Genomic DNA, 9,827 nt, shown 5'->3' on the forward strand with positions numbered 1-9,827 from the left:
AGGGCACCGCGCCCTCGACGCTGCAAGTTTACTGCAGGGCCCTTGCCCGCCCACCATCGCAGGACACGCCGCAAGTACGTCCGTGTAGGCTCTGGCGCGGCATCCATGCCGCTCAAGGTCCTGCGACGGTGGGCGGGCAAGGACCAGTCGAGATGGTCGGTGTGCATGGAAGAGTAGTGCCGGATGCGCCCTGTTCGATCATGACGTGTCGGCTCCATGTCTGAGGGGCGCCGCGCACTCGATAACCAAGTTCGGATTACCCAGTCGTTTATCCCGTGCATTGCGCAAACAGATCGCGCTCGCGTGCATAGGCGCTGGTCTTGACCTGCATCAGACCGAGCACCGACGGAAACAGCGCGTCCTGATCGGTGTACTGGCCGGCACGGTGGCGCAGGCAGGCTTCGTCCAGGCCGCGGTCACGTGCGAACTCCGGCGAGAACCACATCACCATCGGCACGTGGGTCTGTTCCTTGGGCGCGATCGCGTATGGCACGCCATGCAGGTAGAGGCCTTTTTCGCCCAGTGATTCCCCGTGATCGGAGAGGTAGATCATCGCGGTGTCGTAGTCCTGCAGCCCGCGCAGCGTGTGGATGGCCTGGTTGAGGAAGTGATCGGTATAGGTGATGGAATTGTCGTAGGCGTTGACGATGTTCTGGCGGCTGCAACTGCCCAGGTCGGCGGTCTTGCACACCGGCTTGAAGCGCTCGAACTGTGCCGGGTAGCGCTCGAAGTAACTCGGCCCGTGGCTGCCGAGTTGATGTAGCACCACCACGCGGTCGCCGGGCTTTGCGCGGACTTGCGCAGCCAGGTCGCTCAGCAGGATCTCGTCCATGCAACGGCCATCGGCGCACAGCCCTGGCGTGGTGGCATCGTCCAGCTTCTGGATGTCCAGGCCATCGCAGACGCCCTTGCAGCCGGACTGGTTGTCGCGCCACAGCGTGGAAATGCCGGCGTGTTCGAGCACATGCAGCAGCGACTGGTGGCCGCGGATCGTGTCCTCGTTGTAATCGCGGCGGCCGAACGGCGAAAACATGCACGGCACCGAGACCTCGGTGCTGGTGCCGCAGGAATGCATGTCGGGGAAATTGATCACCCCGGCCTGGGCCAGCTCGGGCGTGGTCTGGCGCGCATAGCCGTTGAGGCCCCAGTTCTGCGCACGTGCGGTTTCGCCCAGCACCACCAGCAGCAGGCGCGGACGGCTTCCCGGTGCACGTGGTGTGGCCATGGCATCGTGTTCGACCGGTTGCTTGGGCGCATGCTTGATCGGCGAATCGGATTTGAGGTTCTGCCGCAGTGCCACGATGTAGTTGATCGGCGTGGCCAGGTAACGCACCTCGCGGTGATTGCGCATCAACGCCGAGACGTCCTGTGACGACAGCATCGCGCCGGCCGCGCCGCCCACTGCCACCACCAGCAAGAAGCCGGCACGGATTGCCAGTGATCTGCCGATGCCGCGTGCCTGCAGGCGCGTGCGCCACAACAGCGTGGCCGGAATCAGGAAGTAGCACAGCAGCGGCAGGATCAAGCCGGGCGTGAGCAGTTCGCGCGACTCCTTGTGGTCGGTATGCAGCACGTTGCGCAGCATGTCCGCATCCAGGTAGACGTTGTAGCTGTCCATGTAGTGCGCAGCCAGCGCGGTGGTGAACAGCAGCAGCGTCAACAGCGGCTTGGCATTCCAGCGCCACACCAGCAGGCCCAGCAATAACGCATGCACGGCCACCAGCAAGGCCATCAACGAGATGGCAAACCCGAGGCTGCCCGGATGCGTGGCCATGGCCGTGTGCCAGAACAGCTGGTTGCACACCAGTGCGAAGAACAGACTCGACAACAACACCAAGGTTTCGGTCGAGACCGTCGGTCGCGTCGTCCAGCTCAGTGCGCGCAGGCGCTTGAAACCACGCGATTGCGGTAGATAGGTACTCATGCTGCATCCCCCGATTGCAACACCACAACATTGGCGCGATGCGGTCGAGCCAGCATCACGCAGTACAGTGCAAGTGCAGTTCCCCAACACACCGCCAGCGACCACAGGTCATGCGACAGGAAATGCGCGCCGCGTAATTGCTGTGCAATCCCGAACAACAACCCTGCCGCGATGCCTAGCCACAATGCAGGAACACGCCACGCGGGACGTAGTGCCAGCGCACAGAAATACAGCGCCACCCACGCATAACCGGCGCTGGCATGGCCTGCAGGAAAACAACCGGACGCAGCAATGCCGTGGCGCGATTCGAACAGCCCGATCATCGGCTGGGTGCCGCCGTAACGGCTCAGATCCCACGGGCAATCCATCGCCGTCCACGACTTGAGCAAGGACACCAGCGAGGTCGACAGTGCGATCGATGCAGCCAGATACGTCAGCGGCCAGCGCAGCACGCGCAGGCGCGGCCGGTACCAGGCAACCAGCGCCAGCACCAGCACGCTGACAGCGCCAGCGGTGCTCAACCATTTGCCGACACAGTGAATCACGCCACTGGTGAACCAGTGGTCCTTGAGCAGCCACTGCCCACCTTCCAGCCGATACAGCGCATCGGCAACCCACTGGTCGCCGCCGGCGCCCATCAACAACGCGCTGAGCACCAGTACGCCTGCCAGCGGCAGCCATAGATGCCGAACGAGAAAGCGGGTTTGCGCAACAGTGGCTGTGCGCGCCAGGGCAGGTGCGTATACGGGAAGCGTGGTCATCGAAGCATCGGCCGGTGGTCTATGCCCGGCATCTTCGAAAGCGGCATGTCGGAAAGCGGTCGGACCGGAGTTGTCCGGCGGTTAACGCGCTATCCGGCGTTCAGTCTGTCTCGCTGTCGCCACCGCCGGTGTTGGTGTCGGAGGCGGTTGCAACGCAACCGGCATGCCATGCCGTGCCCGGCACCAACTGCCATTGATTGCGATTGGATTCGCCAACATCGAAACGTTGCGCCGGATCGATGCAGGCCGGTACTGCCTGCTTGAGGACGAACAACCAACGACGCTCGGGGGCGTGTGCAAGCCAGGGGCCTGCCTTGGCCCATTGCTGCTGCCAGCTTGCCTTGAAGCCGAAGTCGGTCACCGCCCGGTCCGCCTGCAGCATGTTCTGTTCGCGCCAGGCCAGCATGCCCAGCTCGGCATCCGGGCCGATGTGCTGCCCCACGCGCTGCATCACCCGCGCAGCAGAGCTGTAGGGATCCAGTGCAGGCATCAAGCCCAGGCCATAGACGATCCATAGCGCGGCGGTCACCACCACCACCGCGGTGCCGGTGCGCTTGCCGCGCGACCAGGCAAGTGCCGCCAGGCCGACCACGCCCAGGCCGATCAACCACACACCGACCGACTGCAGCGAGGCCAACGCCATGCCACGCTTCAATGCAGTGTTTTCCGCCCAGTGCAGATGCAGTGCGATGCCGCTGCCCAATGCAAGAGCGGCCAGCGCAAGCAGCAGCAGGTAGCCGGTCAGCAACACGCGGACGCCACGCTTGCGCAGCAGCCCGGCCAGCAGCGGTGCGGCGGCGATGCACAGGGCCGGCAGCATCGGAAAGATGTAGACCTCGCGCTTGCCCGGGCTGGCACTGAAAAACACCAGCACCAGCAGGCTCCAGGCAAGCAGCAACAGATAGCGCGGGTCGCCGCGCCGCAGCCGTCGCCACCACGCTGGCAGCAACCAGGGCAACAACAGACAACCCGGTAACCACAGCGTGGCGATCACCTGCAGGTAGTACCAGGCCGGCTTGAGGTGATGCCAGGCGTGCGCGTAGCGGGTGCCGGTCTGCTTGAACAACAACTCGTGCGCGTACGCGTGCAGCGCCGGGTCGTTGCTCTGCCACAACGCGATGCCGAGCGGGCCAAGCCATACCGCAGTGCCGGCCAGAAACGCCGGCAGCACCAGCAACCAGCTGCGCCCGGCCTGCGCGCGTGCCGGCAGCACGCTCCAGTGCCTGCGCGGCAGCGCCATCCACGGCAGCAACAGCAGCAATGGCAGGAAGCCCACGCCCTTGGTGACCGTGCCCACGCCGGCTGCGAACACCCCCAGCGTCCATGCGCGCCAGTCCGGCCCGCGTAGCAGATGCCGCAGCATCCCCCACAACGACAGCGTGGTCAGCGCGACCAGCACCATGTCGATCTGCGCACGCTTGGCCATCAGGCCGAACTGCAGCACCGCAAACAACGCCAGCACCGCATGACGCGCCACGCGCCGGTTCCATAGGCGCCGCGCGATGTCCCAGGTCAGCCACAAGGTGGCGAGCGCAGCCAGCAGCGAAGGCAGCAGGAAGGCGACGGTCCAGTGCGGCACCAGCTCATAGCTGGCGGCCTGCAACCACATGAACACCGGCGGCTTCTCGGCATACAGGTCGCGGCCGCGATGCGGCAGCAACCACTGGCCGGTCTCGACCATGCTGCGTGCGGCCAGCACAAAGCGCGGCTCATCCGGTGGGTTGGGCTGGCGCAGGCCCAGGCCTGCCAGCAGGCTGACGATGATCAGCACCACGGCGGCAAGCAGTGCGCGCTGGCGGGAAGTGGCGGCGGAGATGGCAGGCGACACGCGCACGCCCCGAGCGGTGGGGCGCCACACTATCCGGCTGGCAGGTCGGAATTTTGTCGGAACCCTCCAGAGCGGCCGTGTTCGGCCAGGCTCGGTTAGGATGCGCACATCGTCCCTGCCGGGCCGCCCTGGAAACGCGCTCATGCGGCTGCTGGTCATCGAAGACAACCGCAACATGGTTGCCAACCTGTTCGACTATTTCGAAGCGCGCGGGCACACCCTGGACGCCGCGCCCGATGGCGTCACCGGCCTGCACCTGGCCACCACCCAGCACTACGACGTGCTGGTGCTGGACTGGATGATGCCGCGCATGGACGGCCCGGAAGTACTGCGCCGCCTGCGCGAGCAGCACCAGTCCGAATTGCCGGTGATCATGCTCACCGCCCGCGACGAGTTGCCCGACAAGATCGCCGGCTTCCGCGCCGGTGCCGACGACTACCTGACCAAGCCGTTCGCGCTGCCGGAACTGGAGGTTCGCATCGAGGCCCTGCTGGCGCGTGCGCATGGGCGCCGACGCGGCAAGTTGCTGCAGGTGGCCGATCTGCGCCTGGACCTGTCCACCCTGGAAGCCACCCGCGCCGGCCAGGTGCTGCACCTGTATCCGGCCTGCCGCAAGTTGCTGGAAGTGCTGATGCAGGCCAGCCCCGCCGCCGTCACCCGGCAGCGTCTTGAGCAATCGCTCTGGGGCGACGATCCGCCCGATGGCGACATGCTGCGCTCGCATATTTACGAGTTGCGCCGCAGCGTGGATGGCCCATTCGCGCAGAAACTGATCCATACGCTGCCGCGGCTGGGCTATCGCCTGGCGCCGTTGGAAGGCGCCGGCGATCAGTCCACGGGCGAGTGCAGCGATGCTTAGGCAGCGCCCGTTGGGCCGCCGCGTGCTGGTGTGGTTGTTCGGCTACACGCTGCTGATGGTGCTGGCGGTGTTCGGCACCGCGCAGTATCTGCACGAGCGCGCGGAACACGGCGTGTGGCGCTCGTTGTTGAATTCGGAACTGGACAGCATCCTGGACCGCAGTGCGCAGAATCCGGATTACCGCTGGCAGGACTCGGACACCCTGCGGTTGTATCGCGTCGACGGCAGCGCGACGGTGCCGCCGGTCCTGCGCACGCTGCATCCCGGCCTGCACGACGAGCTGGAGATCGCCGGCCGCCAGAGCGCGGTGATGGTGCGCGACACCCCGCATGCCGGGCGCCTGGCGCTGGTGCTGGATATCACCGACTTCGAAGCGCTGGAGCAGTTCATCACCCGCTGGATGCTGGCCGCCGGTGTCGCGTTGATCGGCATCACCTTGTTGATGGGCACGTATGCGATGGCGCGGCTGGTGCGCCCGCTGGTGGAGCTGGCGCGCGACATCGGTGCGCTGCGTCCGGAGCGGCGTGCACAACGCATTGCTGTTGGCCCGCAGGGCAGCGCCGAGCTGTACGTGATTGCCGATGCGCTCAACGATTATCTCGATCGCAACGGCCAGTTCGTCGAACGCGAACGCGCCTTCATCGACAGTGCCAGCCACGAGTTGCGCACCCCGCTGGCGGTGATCGGCAACGCTGCCGAACTGGCACTGGAACAACCCGGCACCCCGTCGGCGGTGCGTCATCAACTGGAGCGCATCGCGCAGACCAGCGCCGCGGTAGAGCAGTTGATCACCTTGTTGCTGGTGCTGGCCAAGGACCCCGGCCGGCTGACGCGCAGCAGCGATACGCTGCGCCTGGATCTGTTGCTGCCGGAGATCGTCGCCGACCACGCGCATCTGCTCGCCGACAAGGATCTGCAGGTGCTCACCGACCCGCTTCCGCCATGCAGCCTCACCGCACCGGTGGCGATCGTGCAGACCGCCATCGGCAATCTGTTGCGCAACGCGATCGAGAACAGCGACCGGGGCATCATCCGCGTTTCGCTATCGGCACCAGGGGTAGTGCGCATTGCCGACCCGGGCCACGGCATGACGCCGGAGGAGATCAGCGCGATCTACGCGCGCCTGGCGCGCGACAACGCACGCCAGGGCAACGGCATCGGGCTGGAGCTGATCGGACGGCTCTGCGAGCATCTGGGCTGGCATCTGCACCTGGATTCCAGCGCGGGGCAGGGCACGGTGGTGACGCTGGATCTCAGCGGCGCGCAGCGCGGCTAAGCGCCGGCACGCTCGAGGCAGCTGCGCAGTGCGGCCATCGCCGCCGCCGCGGTGGCCGGAGCAGCGGCCGCCTTGCGGGCATCGTTGAAGACCTCGATGCCGATCGGCCCTGTGTAGCCCATGCCGGCCAGGCGCTGCAACAGCGCCGACAGCGGAAAGCAGCCTTCGCCCGGCAGCAGCCGCGCATGCCGCGCCACCGCGGCCAGCGCACCTGGCGCCACCGGCTGCGCCACATCGCATAACTGCACATTGGCGATGCGCGTGGCCGGGATGGCGTCCAGGTCGTCCAGCCCACGGCCTGGCGCGAACAGGTGGTAGGCATCCACCACCAGATCGATGTTGTCCGCGCCGCTGGCACGCACGCTTGCCCACGCGGCAGGCAGGGTGTGATTGACCGTGCTCCACGCCATCGGTTCGTAGGCGATGCGCAGGCCGTGCTCCGCCGCGGCACGGCCCAGCCAGCGCAGATCCTCGACGATCCGTGCAGGCACGACGTCGGCACGCGTATTGGCCGGTGCCTGCACCACACCCGCGCCCAACGCGGCGGCGGTTTCCAGCATCTGTAGCGCGTGCGCGCGGCAACGGTCGCGGTGCGCGTCAGCGGCACCGTCCACATCGCGCAGCACCTGGTAGTCGGTCAGTCCAAGCCCGAGCTGGTGGAGGGCGCCGCGCACCTGCGCCGGCGATCGCGCCAACTGCTGCAGATCCTGTTCCCACAATTCGACCGCATCGAAGCCGGCCGCCTGCGCGGCCGACAATTTATCGGCTGCGGTGCCGCCCAGCAGCACCGTGTTGAGAAACAGGCTATGCATGCGCTGCAGCCTACGCGGCGTGGCGTTGAGGAGATGTCTGCGCCGTGGTGATGCTGCGCGGCGTGACCTGCAGTGCTACGAAACACCGCGCCTGGCGATGCGCGCGACCTGCACGGAGACGGCAGCCGGCATGTTTTACGCGCGAGCATTCGGCGTGGTCTACGCGGATGCTGACGACCCCGTCGTCTGCGGCCTGCTTGTGCCACACAGTGAAGTGGCCCTGCAGTGCGTGGCCACTGGCTCGATTCGGGGGCTGCATGCTGGCAGCCTGTGCATGCCGGCCTGCAGGTACGCCACGGCCTGACGATCAGGTAGCGGCGATCCGGCGTTACTGCGGCAACAGGTTGCGCGCGAGCAGCCAGCTGCGCGCATTGTCCGCGTCCTGCTCGAACCAGGCGCGCGTGGATCCGAGCCGGTAGGTGTAGCCCCAGGTATCCATGTCGGCCATCAGGCGCGCGCTGCCCACGCCCGGCAATTGCTCGGCCAGCAGGATCTGCAGGTAACAGGTGGCGTCTTCTTCATCCACCGAATCGGTCGCGTCGGTATGCACGGCCGCGCGTTTGTCGGCCGGCAGGACGATCAGGTGCCCGGCCTCGTGCAATAGCGAATGCACCGGCGTGTCGTCGCGCACATAGACATCGCAGCCGATGATGCCGGCCTCCGGTTCGCCCCAGAAACTGCCAGGGATCGGCGCGCCGGCGTCCACCCGATGCAGGCGCAAACCATAACCTGAGAGCAGGGCAGTGGGTGCATCCAGGCCGATATCGCCCACGCACAACACGCTGGCTGGCTCGGCGCTGGAGGAAGAATCGATGGTCACACGCAAAGGCTCGCGGTCGGTTCGGGCCGTCACCGCAGCACCGTGCAGGCACGGTGCTGCAGGTATCGCTTACTTGTCGCCGTCTTCGGGCAAGGCGACGGAAATATCGAGCACGTCATGCTCGCCATCCTTGACCAGGTCCACCCGCACCGCATCGGCGTCGATGTTGACGTACTTCTTGATCACTTCCAGCAATTCACGCTGCAGCAGCGGCAGGTAGTCCGGACCGCCGCGGTGGTTGCGCTCCTGCGCAATGATGATCTGCAGGCGGTTCTTGGCCGTCTCGGCGGTGTTCTTCTTGCTCTTGAGAAAATCGAGCAGGCCCATGCTTACCCTCCGAACAGCTTGCTGAAGAAGCCTTTCTTCTCCACGGATGTGAATCGCATCGGGCGCTCTTCGCCCATGATGCGGGCGACCGCGTCGTCGTAGGCCTGGCCGGCCGGGGACTCGGCATCCAGGATCACCGGCTCGCCCTTGTTGGAGGCATTGAGCACGTCGCCGGATTCGGGGATCACGCCGATGGCCTTCAGGCCGAGCACTTCTTCCACGTCGGTGATGCTGAGCATCTCGCCGCCTTCCACGCGTCCCGGGCTGTAGCGGGTCAGCAGCAGGAAGGCCGGCACGGTCTGGCCTTGCTCGGCCTTGCGGGTCTTGGAATCGAGCAGGCCGATGATGCGGTCCGAGTCGCGGACCGAGGAGACTTCCGGATTGACCACCACCACCGCGCGGTCGGCGAAGTACATCGCCAGGAATGCGCCTTTCTCGATACCGGCCGGCGAATCGCAGACGATGTAGTCGAAGCCGTCGGCGGCCAGGTCCTTGAGCACCTTCTCCACGCCTTCCTGGGTCAGCGCGTCCTTGTCGCGGGTCTGCGAGGCAGCCAGCACGTACAGGTTGTCGAAGCGCTTGTCCTTGATCAGCGACTGCTTGAGCGTGGCTTCGCCATGCACGACGTTGACGAAGTCGTACACCACGCGCCGCTCGCAGCCCATGATCAGGTCCAGGTTGCGCAGACCGACGTCGAAGTCGATGACGGCGACCTTCTTGCCGCGCCGTGCCAGCCCGCAGGCCAGGCTCGCGCTGGTGGTGGTCTTGCCGACGCCGCCCTTGCCGGAGGTGACTACGATGATTTCAGCCAAAGGATTTCTCCGAAATATTTCTGTGGTTGGGCTGCGTCAATCCAGCGCAGCGATCTTGATCTGATCCTGCTCCAGCCAGACCTGGACGGCCTTGCCACGCAGGTCCATGGGAACATCGTCCAGCACCTTGTAGTGGCCAGCGATGGCAACCAGTTCGGCGTGGAAGTCGCGGCAGAAGATGCGCGCGTCAGGGTTGCCCTGGGCGCCGGCCAACGCGCGGCCACGCAGGGTACCGTAGATATGGATGCTGCCGTCGGCGATGACCTCCGCTCCGGCACCGACCGTACTGAGGACAGTCAGGTCGCAGTTCTCCGCATACAGCTGCTGGCCCGAGCGCACCGCGTTGCGTTGCATGCGTCCAGGTGCCGGCCGCGCGGCAGGCGCCTGGACGCATGCAACCATATTAGC

Annotated in this window: 10 protein-coding genes; 2 read left to right on the top strand and 8 right to left on the bottom strand. The window is 66.0% G+C overall.

The features are described from left to right. Window positions 1-268: 268 nt before the first annotated feature. From EO141_RS15760 to EO141_RS15770, 3 genes are all read right to left on the bottom strand, one after another. Window positions 269-1,924, bottom strand: coding sequence for a phosphoethanolamine--lipid A transferase (locus tag EO141_RS15760; RefSeq protein WP_127169635.1), 1,656 nt, complete (start codon window positions 1,922-1,924; stop codon window positions 269-271). Beyond that, entirely contained in the window at window positions 1,921-2,685 is a 765-nt protein-coding gene (locus tag EO141_RS15765) for a phosphatase PAP2 family protein (protein WP_127169636.1), read from the bottom strand. The genes EO141_RS15760 and EO141_RS15765 overlap by 4 nt, the downstream gene beginning before the upstream one ends. A gap of 100 nt (window positions 2,686-2,785) precedes the next feature. Continuing rightward, entirely contained in the window at window positions 2,786-4,519 is a 1,734-nt protein-coding gene (locus EO141_RS15770; RefSeq protein WP_164739241.1) for a glycosyltransferase family 39 protein, read from the bottom strand. Window positions 4,520-4,655: 136 nt separating this feature from the next. Between EO141_RS15770 and EO141_RS15775 the strand changes: the two genes are divergently transcribed. Both EO141_RS15775 and EO141_RS15780 read left to right on the top strand, forming a co-directional pair. Next, window positions 4,656-5,372 (top strand): response regulator transcription factor, encoded by a 717-nt coding sequence (locus EO141_RS15775; RefSeq protein ID WP_104650291.1) that lies wholly within the window; start codon window positions 4,656-4,658, stop codon window positions 5,370-5,372. Beyond that, window positions 5,365-6,648, top strand: a complete 1,284-nt coding sequence (locus EO141_RS15780; protein ID WP_127169638.1) for a HAMP domain-containing sensor histidine kinase — start codon at window positions 5,365-5,367, stop codon at window positions 6,646-6,648. Before EO141_RS15775 ends, EO141_RS15780 begins: the two co-directional genes overlap by 8 nt. Here EO141_RS15780 and EO141_RS15785 read toward each other — a convergent pair. The 5 genes from EO141_RS15785 to minC all read right to left on the bottom strand — a co-directional run. Beyond that, window positions 6,645-7,460: a sugar phosphate isomerase/epimerase family protein gene (locus tag EO141_RS15785; RefSeq protein WP_127169639.1), complete on the bottom strand. Its 816-nt coding sequence runs from the start codon at window positions 7,458-7,460 to the stop codon at window positions 6,645-6,647. The genes EO141_RS15780 and EO141_RS15785 overlap by 4 nt on opposite strands. 328 nt (window positions 7,461-7,788) lie before the next feature. Continuing rightward, window positions 7,789-8,286 carry a hypothetical protein gene (locus tag EO141_RS15790; RefSeq protein WP_104582419.1) on the bottom strand — a complete coding sequence of 166 codons (498 nt, stop codon included), beginning with the start codon at window positions 8,284-8,286 and terminating at the stop codon, window positions 7,789-7,791. A 63-nt stretch (window positions 8,287-8,349) separates the two neighbouring features. Beyond that, the gene (minE, locus tag EO141_RS15795) at window positions 8,350-8,607 is read right to left on the bottom strand and encodes a cell division topological specificity factor MinE (RefSeq protein WP_005994583.1); all 258 of its coding nucleotides are present in this window, start codon (window positions 8,605-8,607) and stop codon (window positions 8,350-8,352) included. Window positions 8,608-8,609: 2 nt separating this feature from the next. Beyond that, window positions 8,610-9,419, bottom strand: coding sequence for a septum site-determining protein MinD (gene minD, locus EO141_RS15800; RefSeq protein WP_046342008.1), 810 nt, complete (start codon window positions 9,417-9,419; stop codon window positions 8,610-8,612). Between the two features lie 36 nt (window positions 9,420-9,455). Continuing rightward, the coding region (gene minC / locus EO141_RS15805) for a septum site-determining protein MinC (protein WP_127169640.1) at window positions 9,456-9,827 on the bottom strand (372 nt) is incomplete at its 5' end.

The sequence above is a fragment of the Xanthomonas sp. BRIP62415 genome, from assembly GCF_003993515.1.
Lineage (GTDB): Bacteria > Pseudomonadota > Gammaproteobacteria > Xanthomonadales > Xanthomonadaceae > Xanthomonas > Xanthomonas euroxanthea.

Coding starts and splice junctions, on each gene's coding strand:
- EO141_RS15765 (WP_127169636.1), bottom strand. CDS start 2,685: ATGACCACGCTTCCCGTATACGCACCTGCCCTGGCGCGCACAGCCACT.
- minE (WP_005994583.1), bottom strand. CDS start 8,607: ATGGGCCTGCTCGATTTTCTCAAGAGCAAGAAGAACACCGCCGAGACG.
- EO141_RS15785 (WP_127169639.1), bottom strand. CDS start 7,460: ATGCATAGCCTGTTTCTCAACACGGTGCTGCTGGGCGGCACCGCAGCC.
- EO141_RS15775 (WP_104650291.1), top strand. CDS start 4,656: ATGCGGCTGCTGGTCATCGAAGACAACCGCAACATGGTTGCCAACCTG.
- EO141_RS15780 (WP_127169638.1), top strand. CDS start 5,365: ATGCTTAGGCAGCGCCCGTTGGGCCGCCGCGTGCTGGTGTGGTTGTTC.
- EO141_RS15760 (WP_127169635.1), bottom strand. CDS start 1,924: ATGAGTACCTATCTACCGCAATCGCGTGGTTTCAAGCGCCTGCGCGCA.